This is a genomic window from Prochlorococcus sp. MIT2308 (genome assembly GCF_059772345.1).
The window spans coordinates 1,055,439-1,072,750 of record NZ_CM186283.1 but is presented as its reverse complement, the minus strand read 5'-3'; the positions used below and the strand labels follow the sequence as shown (position 1 = coordinate 1,072,750).

General features: G+C 38.8%; 17 protein-coding genes, 1 tRNA gene and 1 pseudogene. 7 read left to right on the top strand and 12 right to left on the bottom strand.

What is annotated here, in order from left to right; all coding sequences use genetic code 11:
• Nucleotides 1-5: 5 nt before the first annotated feature.
• The 3 genes from AC6EIW_RS06350 to AC6EIW_RS06340 form a co-directional block, all read right to left on the bottom strand.
• On the bottom strand, nucleotides 6-356 hold the full coding sequence (locus AC6EIW_RS06350; protein WP_498519877.1) for a hypothetical protein: 351 nt from the start codon (nucleotides 354-356) through the stop codon (nucleotides 6-8).
• 17 nt (nucleotides 357-373) lie between these two features.
• Nucleotides 374-1,855, bottom strand: coding sequence for a metal ABC transporter substrate-binding protein (locus AC6EIW_RS06345; protein ID WP_498519876.1), 1,482 nt, complete (start codon nucleotides 1,853-1,855; stop codon nucleotides 374-376).
• Nucleotides 1,856-2,079: 224 nt separating this feature from the next.
• The gene (locus AC6EIW_RS06340; protein ID WP_498519875.1) at nucleotides 2,080-3,087 is read right to left on the bottom strand and encodes a porin; all 1,008 of its coding nucleotides are present in this window, start codon (nucleotides 3,085-3,087) and stop codon (nucleotides 2,080-2,082) included.
• Nucleotides 3,088-3,271: 184 nt separating this feature from the next.
• On the opposite strand from AC6EIW_RS06340, the pseudogene AC6EIW_RS06335 reads away from it, so the two are divergent.
• Nucleotides 3,272-3,877: pseudogene (locus AC6EIW_RS06335) on the top strand (ABC transporter ATP-binding protein); the annotation flags it as partial.
• A gap of 26 nt (nucleotides 3,878-3,903) precedes the next feature.
• Here the strand turns inward: AC6EIW_RS06335 and AC6EIW_RS06330 are convergent.
• Nucleotides 3,904-4,305, bottom strand: a complete 402-nt coding sequence (locus tag AC6EIW_RS06330) for a Fur family transcriptional regulator (RefSeq protein WP_498506107.1) — start codon at nucleotides 4,303-4,305, stop codon at nucleotides 3,904-3,906.
• Nucleotides 4,306-4,358: 53 nt separating this feature from the next.
• Between AC6EIW_RS06330 and AC6EIW_RS06325 the strand changes: the two genes are divergently transcribed.
• Nucleotides 4,359-5,144 (top strand): metal ABC transporter permease, encoded by a 786-nt coding sequence (locus AC6EIW_RS06325; protein WP_498519874.1) that lies wholly within the window; start codon nucleotides 4,359-4,361, stop codon nucleotides 5,142-5,144.
• A 55-nt stretch (nucleotides 5,145-5,199) separates the two neighbouring features.
• Here AC6EIW_RS06325 and AC6EIW_RS06320 read toward each other — a convergent pair whose 3' ends face one another.
• The 3 genes from AC6EIW_RS06320 to AC6EIW_RS06310 all read right to left on the bottom strand — a co-directional run bounded on the left by AC6EIW_RS06320 (nucleotide 5,200) and on the right by AC6EIW_RS06310 (nucleotide 6,215).
• Nucleotides 5,200-5,646: a DUF3721 domain-containing protein gene (locus AC6EIW_RS06320; protein ID WP_498519873.1), complete on the bottom strand. Its 447-nt coding sequence runs from the start codon at nucleotides 5,644-5,646 to the stop codon at nucleotides 5,200-5,202.
• Nucleotides 5,647-5,658: 12 nt separating this feature from the next.
• Entirely contained in the window at nucleotides 5,659-5,916 is a 258-nt protein-coding gene (locus AC6EIW_RS06315) for a DUF3721 domain-containing protein (protein ID WP_498519872.1), read from the bottom strand.
• A 227-nt stretch (nucleotides 5,917-6,143) separates the two neighbouring features.
• Nucleotides 6,144-6,215, bottom strand: a tRNA-Thr gene (locus AC6EIW_RS06310).
• A 33-nt stretch (nucleotides 6,216-6,248) separates the two neighbouring features.
• Here AC6EIW_RS06310 and AC6EIW_RS06305 point away from each other — a divergent pair.
• On the top strand, nucleotides 6,249-6,515 hold the full coding sequence (locus tag AC6EIW_RS06305) for a DUF3493 domain-containing protein (protein WP_498519871.1): 267 nt from the start codon (nucleotides 6,249-6,251) through the stop codon (nucleotides 6,513-6,515).
• Between the two features lie 63 nt (nucleotides 6,516-6,578).
• On the opposite strand, the gene infB is transcribed toward AC6EIW_RS06305, so the two are convergent.
• From infB to AC6EIW_RS06285, 4 genes are read right to left on the bottom strand one after another with little or no spacing between them, the layout of a single operon-like run.
• Nucleotides 6,579-10,136: a translation initiation factor IF-2 gene (infB, locus tag AC6EIW_RS06300; protein WP_498519870.1), complete on the bottom strand. Its 3,558-nt coding sequence runs from the start codon at nucleotides 10,134-10,136 to the stop codon at nucleotides 6,579-6,581.
• A gap of 60 nt (nucleotides 10,137-10,196) precedes the next feature.
• A complete protein-coding gene (locus tag AC6EIW_RS06295) occupies nucleotides 10,197-10,472 on the bottom strand; it encodes a YlxR family protein (RefSeq protein WP_498461497.1) in 276 nt (91 codons plus the stop codon).
• The gene (gene nusA / locus AC6EIW_RS06290) at nucleotides 10,469-11,956 is read right to left on the bottom strand and encodes a transcription termination factor NusA (RefSeq protein WP_498519869.1); all 1,488 of its coding nucleotides are present in this window, start codon (nucleotides 11,954-11,956) and stop codon (nucleotides 10,469-10,471) included. Before nusA ends, AC6EIW_RS06295 begins: the two co-directional genes overlap by 4 nt.
• Before the next feature lie 55 nt (nucleotides 11,957-12,011).
• Entirely contained in the window at nucleotides 12,012-12,482 is a 471-nt protein-coding gene (locus AC6EIW_RS06285) for an LSm family protein (protein ID WP_498519868.1), read from the bottom strand.
• Between the two features lie 178 nt (nucleotides 12,483-12,660).
• Here AC6EIW_RS06285 and AC6EIW_RS06280 point away from each other — a divergent pair, with 178 nt between their 5' ends.
• Together AC6EIW_RS06280 and rpiA are read left to right on the top strand one after the other, a co-directional pair.
• Nucleotides 12,661-13,806, top strand: coding sequence for a trypsin-like peptidase domain-containing protein (locus AC6EIW_RS06280; protein ID WP_498519867.1), 1,146 nt, complete (start codon nucleotides 12,661-12,663; stop codon nucleotides 13,804-13,806).
• Between the two features lie 35 nt (nucleotides 13,807-13,841).
• On the top strand, nucleotides 13,842-14,552 hold the full coding sequence (rpiA, locus tag AC6EIW_RS06275; protein ID WP_498519866.1) for a ribose-5-phosphate isomerase RpiA: 711 nt from the start codon (nucleotides 13,842-13,844) through the stop codon (nucleotides 14,550-14,552).
• Here rpiA and hisD read toward each other — a convergent pair.
• Nucleotides 14,539-15,888, bottom strand: a complete 1,350-nt coding sequence (gene hisD, locus AC6EIW_RS06270; protein ID WP_498519865.1) for a histidinol dehydrogenase — start codon at nucleotides 15,886-15,888, stop codon at nucleotides 14,539-14,541. The two genes, rpiA and hisD, sit on opposite strands and share 14 nt — an antisense overlap.
• 118 nt (nucleotides 15,889-16,006) lie before the next feature.
• On the opposite strand from hisD, the gene rpsT reads away from it, so the two are divergent.
• Together rpsT and AC6EIW_RS06260 are read left to right on the top strand one after the other, a co-directional pair.
• Nucleotides 16,007-16,303 carry a 30S ribosomal protein S20 gene (gene rpsT, locus AC6EIW_RS06265; protein ID WP_498519864.1) on the top strand — a complete coding sequence of 99 codons (297 nt, stop codon included), beginning with the start codon at nucleotides 16,007-16,009 and terminating at the stop codon, nucleotides 16,301-16,303.
• A 49-nt stretch (nucleotides 16,304-16,352) separates the two neighbouring features.
• Nucleotides 16,353-17,144, top strand: coding sequence for a TatD family hydrolase (locus tag AC6EIW_RS06260; protein WP_498519863.1), 792 nt, complete (start codon nucleotides 16,353-16,355; stop codon nucleotides 17,142-17,144).
• Nucleotides 17,145-17,312 lie beyond the last annotated feature (168 nt).

Below are 17,312 nucleotides of genomic sequence, written 5' to 3'. Positions count from 1 at the left end.
TTTAATTAACGATTTGAACAATGTGAACTATCAAGAGAGATATCGGTTAGCCAATGCTCTTTGATACCCAATAATTCAAGCGATTTTGATTCAAAGTTATCAACTTCTTGATTATTGTAAGGGACTTTCAATCTTAATAAATGTTTCTCATCCTTTTTTTTAAGCGAATGATTTGAAAATTGAAGTTCTTTTAGATTTGAATCGTAATCAGTTAAAATAGTAAGTCTTAATACCTTATCTTGATCCCATGGTGATTGATCCAAGGCTGCCTGGTCTTCCCAGTATTGCTTGTAAGCTTTGTATCTTTTGCCTGTCAATTTAGATTTAAGAATGTCTATCTTTCTAAAATTAGACATTCTTAAATCTTTAAAAGTCAAGGATTCGTTAAGGAATCCCATTCCCCCTCAAGTTCATTGCCCTCTCTCTGATCACATTCTCCACCAAGCGAATCAACAATTGTGCATGTGTTGTGTACTGCTACTGAAATAGTGTTCCCTTTAAGCATTAGACCATCAACAAAGATTTGATTTCTTGCGATAGGAGTGGAAGTTTGTCTGCTTAAGTTTTTCAATAGCTTGGAAGGAGGCTTTTGCTCCGCGAATAACACGTTCACGTTTTCTTCTTTGAGCTCAGCTATTACCATTGAAATAGTCTCTGGTCTAAGGCTGGAAGAGTCTCCAAGGACATCTAATAGACTCAAAGTTTTTAAGCCAAATGCATCTCCGAAATATTCCATCGCTTTGTGCTTAGAAACGATTGTCTTTCGATCAGTTGGAATTGTGGCAACTTGTTTTTGAATCCATAAGTCGAGATTTTCTAAAATAGAATTAACGGCTTGAGTTCTTTCTTCTAAAACTTTTTTTGTTTCTCTGTCAAAGAAGGAAATTTTCTTGTTGATATTTTTAGAAATGACATTTCCCATCTTGATGATGTTATGAGGGTCATGCCAGATATGAGGATCTAGCCCACCATGGTGATGGTGATGATGATCACCTTCATCTGGGACTTGAGCTATCGGTTCAACATCGTCACCAGAAACATCCTTAAAGAAATGTTCGTCGGCTTCAAACTCAAAAGGCATATGCTCCGTAAAGAATGCATATTTACCAGCTTTTTTGATCTCTACAGTAAATGTTGTGACGTCTTTCTTCTCATTAAATGAGAGGAAATATGCTTTTTCCTGCGCAAAAAGTTTTTCATTATTTCGTTTAACTTCAGAATCTTTGGATCCTAATAAGTCTTTAGCAAGGTCTTCTGATGCCTCAATATTATCTGACTTGAGAATAACCATTTTCATTGCAGGATCAGCATACTGTCCATCGACTTTGGCGAATGACCAGGTGTAGCTCCCTGCTGAAAGATCAAAAACACCACCCCATTCAAAGGCTCCATCTGAATGACTATCTCCATGGTCATCGTGGTCATCATGATCGTCATGCTTTGCAGCTGAGTGATCGTCATGATCGTCGTGATGATCATCTATATCTATTGCACTTACGCCAACGACAACAGTTAAGGGATTACCTAACCATTTCTTGATTGCAGGTGTCATCTCTGAACCAAGAGTAAAGACTTGCTTGGCACTTTTTAGAGTTTGGGCCTGTCTTGGAGTGATCTTGACATCGTGAACATCTTGTTTCCTGTCGATTAAACAGGTCACAGGCGTTGAAGGTGGTGCAATTGCGGAGACAATATCACAGACTAATGGCTCTACAGCAACAATTGATTTTGAATTTGCTAGTGCACTTTGATTAGCATCGATTGTAAAAACAAAACCTGCAGAAAGAGAACCACCAAGAAGAAACTTCGCAACCGATCCTTTTGTTGAGTCAGATTTCAAAAGACCTCTAAACATTCAGAATTTATGAATGAAACCCAATTATTATAATGGAAATGATTATCGTTTTACTACATGTCAGGGAATGCTTTGAAAGGTGAAGTAACTTGGATTAATTCGTGTGCATTAGTAGTGAGTTAATCCTCAATTGCAAATTCATGATTGAGCAAATCAAAGCAATAAGCTTATGCCTAATGGGCAGAAGCTTATTGCATAGTCTTAAATCTAGACTTTTGATAGGGTTAGAAACTAAATGCAGTTTCAACAACAACACCAGAATCATCATCACCAGTACTTGTATCTTCTACTGTGAAGAAACCAGGAGTGATTGATACATTGTCGTTCAATGCATAAGTGTAAGAAACTTCAAATCCTGTTGAATCTAAAGAATCACTACCATCAACATCAGTTGTGTTGTAAGCAGCACTTAATGTTCCAGGACCAACTTCGTAGTCAACACCGATGAACAAATCAGTTGCATCAGCACCAGTTTCTGGATCATTTGTGTCATAAGCAACGCTGAATGTCGCATCAATTGACTCTGGGCTGTAGTAGATACCACCACCAAAGGTGTCATATCCAGCTCCAGCATCGCCGTCGTTAGAAGCGATTACTAGACCGCCACCAAAGCCGTCTCCGTTGTAGCCAAGAGTGAAAGTTGAAACATCATCAGCATCATCAGCATTAATACCTTTGGTTGCGTCAGTACCACCAAGAGATATGAAGCTAGCAGAAGCAACTACGCCGTTGTCGTTAGACCAAGCAACAGCAACACCAGGACCAGTTTCTTCACCAGCTTCAGAGAAAGGCATTGCGCCCAACCTGAAACTTCCTGAGTATGCTGAAGTTGTGGCAGCAAGAACGTCATCCTGGGCAACCACAGGACCAGCAGTTACTTCTAGATCTCCTACGGGAAAAGCATAGAAAAGGGAAGATATTTTTAGAGTTGCACCGTCTTCTACAGCACTATCCATGCTTGCGAGTGGACCACTAGCATTACCTGCTTCAATGCCTGCGTAGAAAAGATCTTCTCCTGTGAAGCTAGAAGAAACATCAAGGCTATATGCATATTGCATATAAAGCTCTTCTTCTGTATCTGTAGTTCCGCCGTCAGAAACAGAACCAACAGTGAAATAAGCACCACCAGAAAGAGATGTTGTAGATGAGAATGCAGTATCTGCGTTAACTGCAACAGGAGCCATCAGGCCCAAAGCTGCTGGAGCTACCAATAAACGTTGAAAAAGTTTCAAAGTCTCCTCACACTTAAATACTTGAAAATGATAATCGTTTTAGTTTTGCCCTGACAAGTATATAATAACTTTTTGTCAGCAAATCCTCTAACTGATGCCTTGTTTGATTGCTGAAAATCTTACATATTCTTATTCAACTCAAATCCCACCTGCTTTGAATAAAGTTTCTCTTAAGCTGGAACCAGGAACTTTGACTGCTCTTGTTGGCCCTAATGGTGCAGGCAAGTCCACATTATTAAGCTTGCTGCAAGGGAGCAGCAGACCAGATCAAGGAGAAATCACGGTTGGTGGAAAACCATTAATTAATAATCGAGCTCAAGTTGCTTTAATGCCTCAAAGGGGAAAGTTAAATTGGAGTTTTCCCATAACTGTTGAAGGATTAGTTTCTCTAGGTAGAGTGAATCATTCGAAATCCACTTGTTGTGAGCTTGAGGCTGCCCTCCAACGTGTTGGAATATCTCACCTAGCGAAGAGAAGGTTAGATGCTTTATCAGGTGGTCAGCAACAAAGAGCATTACTTGCTAAAACCTTGATGAATCCAGCCACTATTTTTTTACTTGATGAACCTTGTTCTGCGCTTGATCCACCGGCAAAAGAAGATTTCCTGATAATTATTCGTCAGTTAGCCGATTCTGGTTTGACAGTTTTTGTCAGTAGCCACGATTGGGGTACATCTTTGAATGCTTATGACAAGGTTATTGTTCTCGATAAGATTATCTTGGCCTCTGGTAACCCTCAAGAAGTTCAAGAAAAACTTAGTTCAATTAATTATCTGAGGTGGAAAATATAAGTGTGATAAATAATCATTTAAGCTTATCAAGCATTCAATTCTCTAGAACAATTCTGGCAGATTCCAAAATATTCAAGGGTATGAAATAACAGTTCAAATTTATTAGACACTTTTTTTGATATATCTACTGTTTTGACAGGACATCCCTGTAATCGAGTAGTTTCTCCACAACTTACACAAGTCAAATGATGAATATCTCTTTCAACTGGAGCATAAAGCACCTCACCATTAGGAAGATGTCTCGATCTGATCAAACCTTGCTTGACTAGTGCTTGCAGGTTTCTATAAACAGTGGTCAGACCCATTGCCTTTTCACCATTATGAAGTTTTCTATGCAGTTCTTGTCCGCTCAGTTCATCGGTACATCTCCTAAGTTCATTGAGCAGTTGTTCTTGTCGCTTGGAGATCTCAGGCTTTTTGGTACTCATTATCAAGATCTTAATTTGATCTTTCTACCTGACCATACTGAATCATTTGCTTAATGTCTTTTGTCAATACAAATTGGTGGATAATTCCTCTTTTGATAACTTCCTTTTCAGGAGTGCTGTGTCCTGCTATGGGGAGTGTATTAATTACTCATAAAAGGCTGCTTCAAGTTAATTTAATTTCACATTGTGTTCTGCCTGGACTTGCCTTGGCTATGGCGCTAGGTATGGATCCATCTATCGGTGGTGTCATCAGTGGCTTAGTGGGAGCTATTGCAGCAGAAAGTTTGACAAATAAAAAAAATCAAAATTATGAAGCTGTGATGAATACAATTCTTGCTGGCTCCATGGGACTTGGTGTTCTTCTTATACCTCTACTTGGGATCAGGATTGATTTGGAGGCTGTTTTATTTGGAGATTTATTAACTGCAAATTTTAGTGATTTATTGAGAACTTTGATTGCTTTTTTGGCATTTATTTCCTTATTGGTTTTTGGTTACGATAAACTTGTGCATATTGGTTTAGACCCTGAAGGCGCTGCTTCAAGCGGAGTTAATGTATCTTTTTTAAATCTAGCTCTTGGTTTTACAACTGCACTTGTAATTGTCAGCTCAATGTCAGCAGTGGGTGTCATTCTAGTGATTGCTTTACTTTCAACACCAACTTTGTTGGGGCTACAGAAAGCTAAATCTCTTTGGATTGCTATGGTTCGATCTTCAATATTTGGATTAGTTTTATCGCTCATAGGTTTTTCGCTCGCTATGATTTTGAATTTGCCTCCTGGACCTCTAATTAGTGTTCTTTGTGTAATTTCATTGATTGTGCTACCAAAGAATGGATAGATTTTTGTTTTAATATTTTTTGTTTTCTAATAAAGCTCTAAATTTAATAGCTTAATTATTGGTCAGGATTGATATGGGTTGCACATGGCATCCACAATTGACCCATCTTATGAACACCAATGCATCCAAGCTTTTTTGCTTCGATTTCTGCCTGAGATTTAGTTGGATAAGCATATATGTTTTTTGAAGAAGGACCATGAGAACGATTTATTGACTCCTGAATAGCATTATTTTCTGGACTCCATATCTTTAGACCCATAGTTGTTATTCCTGCTGAAAATATTCCCATTCCCACTATTGAAGCATTTAATACTCCCATAGCTACTATGCCTATGGAAGCCACACCCATGGGAACAATACCAATAGAAATAATTCCCATTGGAACAATTCCAATGGATATAAATCCGAGTGGTGCTATTCCAAATGCAATTTTCTTTGGTTTGCTTCCGCAATGCGATGAGCCGTCTGAATTGTCCTGACTAGTATTAGTTGAATTTTTCATTATCTAAAAATATTAGTGGTGATGGCGACGGCCATTATGAGAATCATGTCTTTCTGCCTCTTCATGATTTGCATGACTTTTACAAGGCATCCATTTATTTCCCATTTTATGAGTTCCGGTGCAATTGAAATCTTTTGTTGCTGATTCGGCTTCTGCTTTCGTTTCAAAAAGCGCAGGAGTTCTGTTCCTTTGGAAATTACTTGAGCATCCGATCACTAAAAATGATGTGGAGATTATTATTGTAGTGAAAATAGGTCTGAGATTATTCATCTTTATAGTTTTATCTTTTTCGTATAGTTTTAGATTAATTAAGTTGTGATTTTTGTCATTCAAAATCTTGCAAAAACAAGATAATTTAAAAACTTTAATAAGTAATGGGCTTGTTTCTTTCAAGTCTAATACTTGGTTTTTGATGAGGATTTTTTCCCCTTGGATAAAGCCAAAGGTTTTCAATATTCATTTCTAAAGAACGTCACATCAATTATTTTGATTTTTTATGCCGATGAGTGGAATTGAACCACCGACCTACTGGTTACGAATCAGTTGCTCTACCCCTGAGCTACATCGGCACTAGAATAAAGTTATCATCTTTAATTTTATTTTTGAGCAACTCTAATAAGCCTGCATCCAATCTTGATCCTAATTTAAGAGCTCGACTGTTGAAGGAGACTAAAAATCCTTATCGGGGATTGAGAAGAGCTGTTTGGATAGCACTTTTTGGATCAGCGGCCTTAGGCTTATTTATCATGCTTACAAATTTGATTGCGGGCGATACTGTCTCTCTTAATGATCTAGCAATCCAAAGTTCAGCATTGTTAATTCTCGGCTTTTTGTTGTTTAAAGATAGGAGTAAAGAGGACGCGAATTAGTTCTCAGGTTTTTAATAATTAAATTTATTGAGGTTAGTGTGGGGTGGTAACTAACAAGCCAAGCTAATTAGTTAATTTTCTTCTTTGGGTTACAAGCTTGAAGGCTTCTATTTGATCTCCTTCTTCCCAGTTTGCAAAGCGATCACAACCTATCCCGCATTCGAACCCTGTTGAAACGTCTTTTACGTCATCTTTATTTCTTTTTAGTGAATCTAGATCGCCTTCAAAAACGATTTGCTTGCCTCTTTTGACTCTGGCCCGGCAATTTCGTTGTATTTTTCCATTGGTTACGTAGCATCCAGCAACAGCACTTTTGCCAATTGAGAATATTGCTCTAACCTCAGCTACACCCAAAGCTTCTTCTATCATTTCTGGTTCTAAAAGACCTTCCATTGCTAATTGAATATCTTCTAGAAGTTTATAAATAACCTCGTAATCTCTCACGTCAACACCATTTGCATCAGCTGCGCGCTTGGCGCCCGATGCCATTGAAGTGTTGAATCCAACTATAACTGCGCCCGATGCCGCTGCTAAGTCAACATCAGTCTCAGTAATTTCGCCTGGAGCTGAAAGCAATACTCTCACTTGGACTTCATCTTTAGGAAGCTGTTCTAGAGAACCAAGTATTGCTTCTAAACTTCCTTGAACGTCAGCTTTGAGGATGATATTTAATTCTTTAAGTTCCCCCTCACTTGCTTGTCCAGACATAGATGAAAGTGAAACTCGCCTGGAAGCCATTTGCTGCGCAAGTCTTGCGGCCCTTGCGTCCGTGACTCGTTCTCCAACCACTGCTCTTGCGGCCTTCTCATCTGGGTAAACCTCGAACTCATCACCCGCTGTTGGTACTTCACTGAATCCAAGAGCTTCGACAGGACAAGATGGACCTGCTTCTTTAATCCGGGATCCATTTTCATCTACCATTGCTCTAACTTTGCCAAGCACTGGACCAGCAGCGACTACATCTCCAGATTTGAGGGTGCCGTTTTGAACTAGTAATGTTGCAACAGGCCCTTTTGCTTTGTCTAAGTGGGCTTCAATCACAGTACCTTTAGCCAATCTGTTTGGGTTTGCTTGTAAGTCTTCTACCTCAGTTACGAGCAAAACCATCTCTAGAAGTTTATCTATGTTTTCGCCTTTAATGGCACTAACGGGAATCATAACTACGTCTCCTCCCCATTCTTCTGACAATAGATCCTGCTCTGACAACTCTTGTTTTACACGGTCGGGAGAGGATCCTTCTTTATCAATTTTGTTAATTGCTACGACAATTGGTACTTTTGCTGCTCTTGCATGGCTAATAGCTTCAAGGGTTTGAGGCCTAACGCCGTCATCAGCTGCAACAACTAAAATCGCTACGTCTGTAACCCTTGTTCCTCTGGCTCTCATTGCAGTAAAAGCTTCATGTCCAGGAGTGTCAAGGAAGGTTAGTTTCCTCGTAGATCCATCATGTTGAGTTTCGATTTGATAAGCACCAATGTGTTGAGTTATCCCCCCAGCTTCTCCTGCTGCAACTCTCGCTTTTCTTATGGCGTCTAGCAAAGATGTTTTTCCATGATCAACGTGACCCATCACAGTAACAACCGGAGGTCTTCTTATTAAATGTTTTAAATCGCCCTCCTCAATCATTTCAACTGTTTTCTTCGCAGCCTCTTCAACATCATCTTGAAGAACCGGTACACCGAATTCCTCGGCAACTGTTTCGATTGTTGCCAGGTCAAGTGATTGAGTGACGGTTGCAGTAATCCCTTTGAAAAATAATGATTTAATAATTTCAGAACTTTCAACACTCAGCATGTCAGCAAGTTCTTGAACTGTGAGATTGTCCTCTGGGACAACAATCATTTCAGGTCTTACAAGCTTTGCCTCTCTAGCAGCTCTTAGTTCCATTGCACGTCTTCTTTGCCTTTGACGAGTTGTTTCTTTTTTACGTTTTTTAAGAGCAGTTAAAGGCTTGCTATTATTTCTCTTTCCAGATTTCGGCTTCGATGGTCGAGCCAAGCTTGCTGAAAGAACGACTGCTTGTTGCTCTCCTGCAAATCCACTTGTCTCAGCAGTTAGAGCATCATCATTTTCTCCAATAATGTGGACTTTCTGGCGCTGTTTTTGAGGAGATTTATTTCTTAAAGCATCTAACTTTGCGCTGTCATCCCAATCAGGCCTGCCTGTTCTTCTGGGAGGAGCTGCCGTGCCACCTGGTCTATGAGCGGGCTTCTTAGGAGCGGATGGGGTTGGCCTATTAACTGGTGGCCTGGCTCCAGTTTGGTTCTCTCGTTTCGGTTTAGGACTGGTTGAAGAATCAGATTTCCTTTGAGGAGCACTTGGCCTCGCTTGAGGCTTTTGCAGTTGCATTAACTCACTTGGTGCAACTGGCTTTCTGATCCCAGATGGAACACCTGGACGATTGTTAGAACGGTTTGAAACACCAGCTACCCTGTTAGGAACTCCAGGTCTATTTTGCAGACCGCCTCGATTTGGAGATCCAGAACGGATTGGTCCTCCAGATCGATTATTAGATCCTGGACGATTTTGACCTTGCATAGGTCGATTGGCTACTCCACCTCGACTAGGGCTTTGCCTATTTTGTGAACCAGGCCGATTTAATCCTCCTCCACCTGCTCTGTTATTAGAAACAGGTCGATTTGATAATCCTTGACGATTTAAAGAAACTGGCGGTTTTGGCGCTCCAGGTCTTGATGGAATTATTGGTTTAGTCCTTGCCTCGTTAGTCTGAGGTTTATTTATAGGTTTTTCTCTTCTTATGGGGGCTCCTACAAGTTCAAGAGTATTTCCTTTAGTTGGTGGATGTGGCTTTCTTGAGGGCGAAGCCTGTTTGTTTTGACTTTTGATTCTTTGTAAATTTCCTGGGGCTACTTTCTGAGGAGAAATGCCACTTTGATTGAGTCTGGCTTTTGTCTTGTCGTTGATGGGTTCTAATTGTTTTTTATCTTGAATATTTATCTTTGGTCTGCTTGGTGCTATGGGCCTCTTAGGTTCCTGTCTGTAAGTTTGTTTTGGTTGGATAAATGGCTTTTTAGCTGATTCAGGCCTTTTTGATTGATTTACGTTTTTGTTTTCTTTATTTAGTTCATTTAGGGGAATTTCCCTTTCAGCTTGAGTTAAGGGCTTAGAAATAGTTTGTTTAATTTCTTGTCTTGGCCTAGGGGGAAGTGGTTTATTTGGTTTAGCAGGTGCTGTTATTTTCTGTTGTTGACCGGGAAATTTATTTTTTAAATTTTTTGAATTATCGGATTTAGTCAATTCTTGAGTTTTTACAGAAGGTTGACTTGGCTTTAAAGGTATATTTAACTTCGTTCTTGAACTAACTGATGGTTCAGGAGAATTTTGCTTAAGTTCAGGCTTCTGATTCTTTTGAGTTTTGACAGGATTTTTTTTAACGGAAAGAATTTCTTTTTCTAATTTTTGACTAGGTTCAATAATTATTTTTTTTCTGTTGCCTTTTTTTAGAAAATCTTTGATTTGATTTGCTTCAACACTGCTTATAGAACTGCTATGGCTCTTAGCTGCTATGGAAAGTTTACGAGCTGCGTCCAGCACATCTTTATTGTCAAGGCTTAAATCCTTGGACAATTCATAAATTCTGATTTTGCCGCTGCTGGTCATTAATGTTGTGCTTGAACTTTAGATTTGGTTTTTGAGTTGACTGAGTTCTCTTAATGAACATCATGCCTCAGTATCTGAATCAATGCAGGTATTAAGTTGTTTTTGGAGCATATTGAAAACGCTTGAGTGTATATCACATCTCAAAGCTTTTTGTAATCGTTTACGCTTCAAAGCCTCTTCAAAACATGACTCAGATCGACAGAGATAGGCTGATCTTCCCATCCCGTCTGAGAGAACTACTCCATTCTGAAAATCTCTGGTAACTTTTAAAAGAAACTTGCGATCAAGAATTTTTTTGCAAGCTACGCACCTACGCAGAATGGGGCTTTGACTCACCGTGTTCCTTCCTCTTCTGAAATCATTTTATCTTCGTTTGTAACCGCATCTTCGTTTGTTTTTTCAATATCACTTTCATCATTCTCAGTTTCTGAGACATCGGAATCGATACTTGAATTAGTTTCAGAGGATTCTGTTTCTGCTTCGTTGCTATCAATAACTGATAATTGGTCATCTTGAAAGTCTTCTTCGTCTTCTGGTAGAGGGTAAAGCTCTCTTAATCGTGCATCTTCCTCTGCTCTAGCTGCTTGCTCTGCCTCTAATCTCTGCTCAGCTTCTCTCTGTAAAGATTCTTCTTCTTCTCTTTGAGAAATTAATTCTGCGACCTCAGAATCTTCAGTGGCTTGATCATATTCTTGTGAATTTTTGATATCAATTTTCCATCCTGTAAGCCTTGCAGCAAGTCTTACATTTTGTCCTTCTCTTCCAATTGCGAGGCTAAGTTGATCCGGAGGTACAAGGACATGGGCATGCTGCCCTTCTGGATCCACAAGCCTTACAACTTCAACTCTTGCAGGACTTAATGAATTACAGATGTATTGAACAGGGTCCGAAGACCAACGAATTACATCTATTTTTTCTCCACGAAGTTCATTAACTACTTGTTGAATTCGAGACCCTCTAGCACCAATACATGCTCCAACAGGATCTACCTCTCTTTCAATGCTGTCAACAGCTACTTTTGTTCTGGGACCTACTGCTCTTGAAGGTGGATTTGCTTCACGAGCAACAGCAACAATTCGTACTGAACCCTCTTGAATTTCAGGAACTTCGTTTTCAAATAAATATACGACCAAGCCAGCATTGGATCTGCTCACAAAAAGTTGAGGCCCTCTTCTAGGTATTTCGCTAACTTCTTTTAGAAATACTTTAAATGTTGCGTTTGCTCGATAATTATCATTTGGCAATTGATCTCTTCTTGGAAGCTCTGCTTCTACTTCTGGCCTGCCTAAACCAGAGCTAACTGCCATGATTACAGACTGCCTCTCAAATCTAATTACTCTTGCAGTTAGTACTGGGTCTTCTAGGTCAGCAAATTCCTCTTGAATCATTCTTCTTTGCTGATCTCTTAACTTTTGGGCTAAGACTTGCTTGGTAGTGGCTGCAGCCATCCTTCCAAAATCTTCTTTTTCTGGAGTCACATCTAGGACAACTGTGTCCCCAACTTGGGCATCATCAGCGACTTGCATAACCTCAGCTATTGCTATTTGATGATCATCACTCTCAACATCTTCAACTATTATCTTGCTTGCTAAAACTCGATAACCTTCATCATCTAGGTCCAAGCCAACATCAAAGTTACTAAAATAGTCTTCTTCAAAAGGATCTTCGCTGATACCCAAATAAAGAGTTCTTCGATATCGCTCATAACCTTTTAAAAGTGCTTCTCTCAAAGCAGCTTCGACAACTTGTGAGGGAAGTTTTTTTTCCTCACTAATGTCTTCAATTAAGTTGTTTAGGCCTGGGAGTAGAACAAGAGCCATCGATGATGGGATATAAAGATGAGAAGGATTGGGTTAGATAATTGATATCTAGATTTTAACCAGAGGGTGTTGTGAGTCGGACTTGGATAACGTCTTCGACTGGGATTCTGTGAGTTTTCCCCTTTTGATTTATTTGTAAATCATTATCTGTCCTTTTTAGAAGCAAACCATTTGTTTGTTGCTCAATTTTTTTTAAATCCTGATAAGTAACTTCAATTGGGAACCCTTTAAAAACCTGAAAATCTTTTTCCTTGGTTAAGATTTCACCCACTCCCTCGCTACTGATTTCCAGAGTGAAAGGTTGATTAAGGATTGCAGAACCATGAATAGCTTCATCAATATATTGATTAAGGTTTGAACAGTCATCAATAGTGACTTTCTTGTCAGGATTTTTGTGTCGGATACTTATTTGAATTGACAAGGGATTCAGATGAGTGATCATCTTAAAATCGGTTACATCAAAGCCATAATTAGTTGCTGACTTTGTTGTAAGAACTTTTAATTCTGTAACGGTTTGATTAGACAAAAGGCAGCGTCGAGATCGGGCAGAAAGCCCGAGCGGTTTAAGTTTGACCCGCCTCTATTCAAAGAGGTACCGTCAGGCTTTTAAATATTACTAGATAAAGGTTTCGGTTACCTCTAAAATCAAATTCTTCTTATATTGCATTGATCTATTTTATTGTTCCTAAATACAATGACTCGTTATGCCTAGTCCCAGAAAGTTAGAAATTATGAAGAGATTTAGTAGTCTATTTTTCTTTTGCTCCATAATTTTTTGCTTTTTATTCGGACCAGTATCTGTATTAGCTTTAGAAAATTTTCAATCAGGCGAATCACATAGTTTCGTTGCTGATGTGGCCAGTAGGGTTTCACCATCAGTAGTCAGGATTGATATTGAAAGAGAATATGAAACAGATGAATTTGAATCTGATTTATTGGACCCTTTGTTGAGAGATCTTTTAGGCGATTTGAGTACTTTCCCAAAAAAAGAAAGAGGGCAAGGTTCTGGAGTCATAATTGATGATTCTGGATTAGTTCTTACAAACGCTCATGTAGTGGAAAGAGTTGATCGTGTGATTATTACTCTTCAAAACGGAAATCAATTGGATGGCACAGTTGTTGGAACCGATCAAGTCACTGACTTAGCTCTTGTGAAAATTAAAGAATTTCCTGGATTAGAAAGTGCAAAATTGGGAGATTCAGAAGATATTCAAGTTGGGGATTGGGCAATTGCCCTTGGAACTCCTTATGGCCTTGAAAGTACTGTCACTTTGGGCATAGTAAGTAGTCTTCATAGAGATATTAATACTCTTGGATTCTCTGACAAAAGATTAGATTTGATTCAAACGGACGCAGCAATAAATCCAGGAAATTCAGGTGGACCATTGATAAATTCAAATGGAGAAGTTATTGGAATAAACACTTTGGTCAGGTCTGGTCCAGGGGCTGGGCTTGGATTTGCAATCCCTATCAATCTTGCTTCAAAAGTTACCAATCAATTACTCGCTAATGGTGAAGTTATTCATCCTTACCTAGGGGCTCAGTTAGTTTTACTAAATGAAAGAATAGCAAAAGAGCACAATCAAGATCCCAATGCATTAATTGTTTTACCTGAAAGATCTGGTGCACTTGTTCAATCTGTTATCCCTCAAAGTCCAGCAGAGGAGGGAGGCTTAAGAAGAGGTGATCTTGTGATACTTGCAGCAGGGAATGAAATTAATGATCCTAGATCCCTGCTCATGCAAGTTGAGAATGCCCAAATAGGAAAACCATTTGAATTGGAAGTCCTTCGAAACAACAAAGAGATAAACCTTTCTATTAAGCCTGCTGCTTTACCAGGAATTAGCTGAAAATTTGCTACTGTCTTTCGAAAAGCTATTAGTAAATGGATCTTCAAAATCAGATGAAGCTAGCAGTTGCTCAAGCTGCAGTAGATCAAATTCAAGACGGTATGATTCTCGGTCTTGGGTCTGGCTCTACAGCAGCTTTAATGATTGAAGCACTTGCTCATAAAATAAATTCGGGAAAAATCAAAGATATCGTAGGTGTGACTACATCCTTTCAGGGAGAAGTTCTTGCCTCCGAATTAGGTATACCGCTTAAATCTCTTTCTTCAGTCTCAGAAATTGATCTTGCAATTGATGGCGCCGATGAAGTTGATCCCAAATTTCAATTAATTAAAGGAGGAGGAGCTTGTCATGTGCAGGAAAAACTTGTGGCTGCTTTGGCTAGAAAATTCATCGTTGTTGTTGATTCTACAAAACTAGTCAAAAAATTGAACCTTGATTTCAAATTACCAGTAGAGGTTCTTCCATCTGCCTGGAAAAAAGTACAAAAAACATTAATAAATCTTGGAGGAGAAGGGAGTCTAAGGATGGCTCAGAAAAAGGCTGGACCCATAGTTACTGATCAGGGAAACTTAATACTTGATTTCGCGTTTAGTAATGGTATTGACGAACCAGAACTATTGGAGAGTCAAATTAATAATATTCCTGGTGTTCTTGAAAACGGACTTTTTGTAAACCTGACAGATGAAGTACTAGTAGGAAAAGTAGAAAATGAGTTAGTTGGTGTTGAATCGCTTAAGAGGATTTAGAATCTCTAATTTTTATTGATTCTGCGTGACTGTGTAATCCCTCACTATTGGCTAAATGCACAACTGCATTTTTATTCTTATTAAAGGCTTCTTTTGAAAAATCTATAAGTGAAGTATTTTTCATAAAAGTTTCAACTCCAAGAGCGCCAGCAAATCTTGCTGTCCCAGAAGTGGGCAGAGTGTGATTAGGCCCTCCAAGATAATCTCCAATAGCCTCTGGGCTCCATGGCCCCATAAATATTGCCCCAGCATTTTTGATGCTTTTAGATAATTCCTTGGGCTCCTCTACAAGCAATTCAAGGTGTTCTGGGGCAAAAGTATCACTTAACTTTGCACAAGTTTCTAAATTATCGCAAAGGACTATTAACCCCCATTTTGTGATTGATTCTTGGCATATTTCTAGTCTTGGATGATTAATTAATTGACGTTCAATTTCTGCGGGTAATTTTTCAGCTAATTTTTTATTAGTAGTTATTAGTATGGCTGAAGCCAAAGGATCATGTTCTGATTGAGCTAACATGTCTGATGCAACGTGTTCCAACTTTGCTGATTTATCGGCAATAATTAAGATCTCACTTGGGCCAGCTAAAGAATCAATTCCTACCTTTCCGTAAACTTTCTTCTTTGCCAAAGTTACATAAATATTTCCTGGTCCACTTATTACATCTACTTTTGGAATTGATTCAGTTCCAATAGCAAGCGCCCCAATAGCTTGAGCGCCTCCGACACGAAATACTTGGTTGATACCTGTAATATGGGCTGCAGCAAGTACGGTTTGGTTTAACTCCCCTTTAGAGTTGGCAGGAGAAACCATTATGGTTTGATTGACTCCTGCGACATATGCAGGAATAGCATTCATCAATACCGTGCTTGGATAGGCTGCTCTCCCTCCAGGCACATATATTCCGGCTTTTTCAACAGGGCTCCATCTTCGTCCCAGTGACTCTCCATGGGGGCCCATGTATACGATATTTTTTGGAATCTGAAGACTATGAAATTTTTCAATTCTTTTTTTTGCCAATAAAAGCGAATCTTGTAATTCCTTTGGAGTTTCTTCCCAAGCTTTTAGTATTAAATCTGACGAGACTTGAAATTTTTCCGCGAAAAATCCATCAAAGCGAGAAGTGTATTCTTTAAGAGCCTCGTCACCCCTTTTACTAATGTTTTCAAGGATATCGTCAACTACCTGTATAGCTTTTTCTTGAAAGGTTCCAGATGTTCTCTCAGTAATTGCCTTGAGCTCAAGCTGAGCCTGATCAATATTAATAACTGTTTTAATGGTCAATTTTTTTGAAGGGGTTTTTTGTACCTCTTCTTTATTAATTATTTGCGTCATGAACTTTTGGCTATTGGTTCAATTTGATTATCTTATGCCTTAATTTTGATTTATGTAGATCTTCTTCATGGTCTTGAGGTACTGTGGAATAACATTAAGACTAAAACACTAAGCCTCCGTGGCAAATACCAACTCAGCTAAAAAGCGAATTCAAATTGCGGAACGCAACCGCCTTGAAAACAAAAATTACAAATCTACAGTTCGTACCTTAATGAAGAGGTGCTTCCTTGCTTGTGGAATATTTGAAAAAGAGCCTAGCGATGAATCTAAGGCAGACCTTAAAAAAACATTTAATCTAGCCTTTAGCAAAATTGATAAAGCAGTTAAAAAAGGTGTTTTGCATAAAAACACAGGGGCTAATCAGAAATCCAGACTAAGCGTTGCTATAAAAAAGGTTTTGAAAGAAGTTGTTTGAGAATCAATAATCTAAGATTTAATATTAAAAGAAGAGTTTATTTTGCATCTTGAGCGATTCTAAAAGTTCAATAATTGATAGTCACTGCCACATAGCTTTTTCTAATTTTAATGAAGATAGAGAAAAAGTTGCTGAGAGATGGAGATTACAGGGTGTTAAAGCTTTATTACATGCCTGCGTAGAACCCTCTGAAATCCCTGCAATTAAATCAATAGCAGATCAATTTCAAGAGATCAGATATTCAGTAGGAGTGCACCCATTGGATGTGCATCATTGGGGTCCTAAAACTTTAAGCATTTTAAAAAAAGCAGCTCTTGATGATAGTCGAGTGGTCGCTATTGGAGAATTAGGACTTGATCTTTTTAAAGCAGAGAACTTTAGTGAGCAGCTTTCAATTTTAATGCCGCAATTAAACTTGGCCTTTGAATTGAATTTGCCAGTAATTGTTCATTGCAGAGATGCAGCGAGAGAAATGTTAGAAGTTTTTTCTAAGCTTTCTGAGAATGGTAAATGTCCAAAAGGAGTTATGCATTGCTGGAGTGGCAATGCAAAAGAGATGAGAGGGTTTCTTGATCTGGGCTTTTACATAAGCTTCAGTGGAAATGTCACTTTCAAAAATGCGATTGATATCCATGAATGTGCCAAAAAAGTTCCCGAAAGTAGATTTCTAGTAGAAACCGATAGTCCTTTCTTGTCACCCGTTCCTCATAGAGGAAAAAGAAATGAACCTTCGTATGTAAAGCACGTTGTAGATAAAATCTCAGAAATCAGAGGTGAAAGCTTCGCAGAAATTGCTGAAAAAACCACTCAAAATGCAAGGGAATTGTTTGCGTTGCCTTAAATATGATCATTCCCTCTAGTTAATTCTCATATTTGAGTGTAGAGTTATTTATTGTCTTGCTTAGGCGTGGTATCTGCGCTTAAACCTATAAGGATCTTCCTTTTTGAGTCAGTTTGTTCGTTAATTAACTAAATTCAATTTCAAATCTCACTCTTATTGGGGATTGTT

What these genes read in the sequence shown, in the direction of transcription:
- AC6EIW_RS06350 (WP_498519877.1), bottom strand. Translation starts at nt 356, where the DNA reads ATGTCTAATTTTAGAAAGATAGACATTCTTAAATCTAAATTGACAGGC.
- AC6EIW_RS06315 (WP_498519872.1), bottom strand. Translation starts at nt 5,916, where the DNA reads ATGAATAATCTCAGACCTATTTTCACTACAATAATAATCTCCACATCA.
- infB (WP_498519870.1), bottom strand. Translation starts at nt 10,136, where the DNA reads ATGACCAGCAGCGGCAAAATCAGAATTTATGAATTGTCCAAGGATTTA.
- nusA (WP_498519869.1), bottom strand. Translation starts at nt 11,956, where the DNA reads ATGGCTCTTGTTCTACTCCCAGGCCTAAACAACTTAATTGAAGACATT.
- AC6EIW_RS06330 (WP_498506107.1), bottom strand. Translation starts at nt 4,305, where the DNA reads ATGAGTACCAAAAAGCCTGAGATCTCCAAGCGACAAGAACAACTGCTC.
- hisD (WP_498519865.1), bottom strand. Translation starts at nt 15,888, where the DNA reads ATGACGCAAATAATTAATAAAGAAGAGGTACAAAAAACCCCTTCAAAA.
- AC6EIW_RS06280 (WP_498519867.1), top strand. Translation starts at nt 12,661, where the DNA reads ATGCCTAGTCCCAGAAAGTTAGAAATTATGAAGAGATTTAGTAGTCTA.
- AC6EIW_RS06345 (WP_498519876.1), bottom strand. Translation starts at nt 1,855, where the DNA reads ATGTTTAGAGGTCTTTTGAAATCTGACTCAACAAAAGGATCGGTTGCG.
- AC6EIW_RS06320 (WP_498519873.1), bottom strand. Translation starts at nt 5,646, where the DNA reads ATGAAAAATTCAACTAATACTAGTCAGGACAATTCAGACGGCTCATCG.
- rpiA (WP_498519866.1), top strand. Translation starts at nt 13,842, where the DNA reads ATGGATCTTCAAAATCAGATGAAGCTAGCAGTTGCTCAAGCTGCAGTA.
- AC6EIW_RS06325 (WP_498519874.1), top strand. Translation starts at nt 4,359, where the DNA reads ATGTCTTTTGTCAATACAAATTGGTGGATAATTCCTCTTTTGATAACT.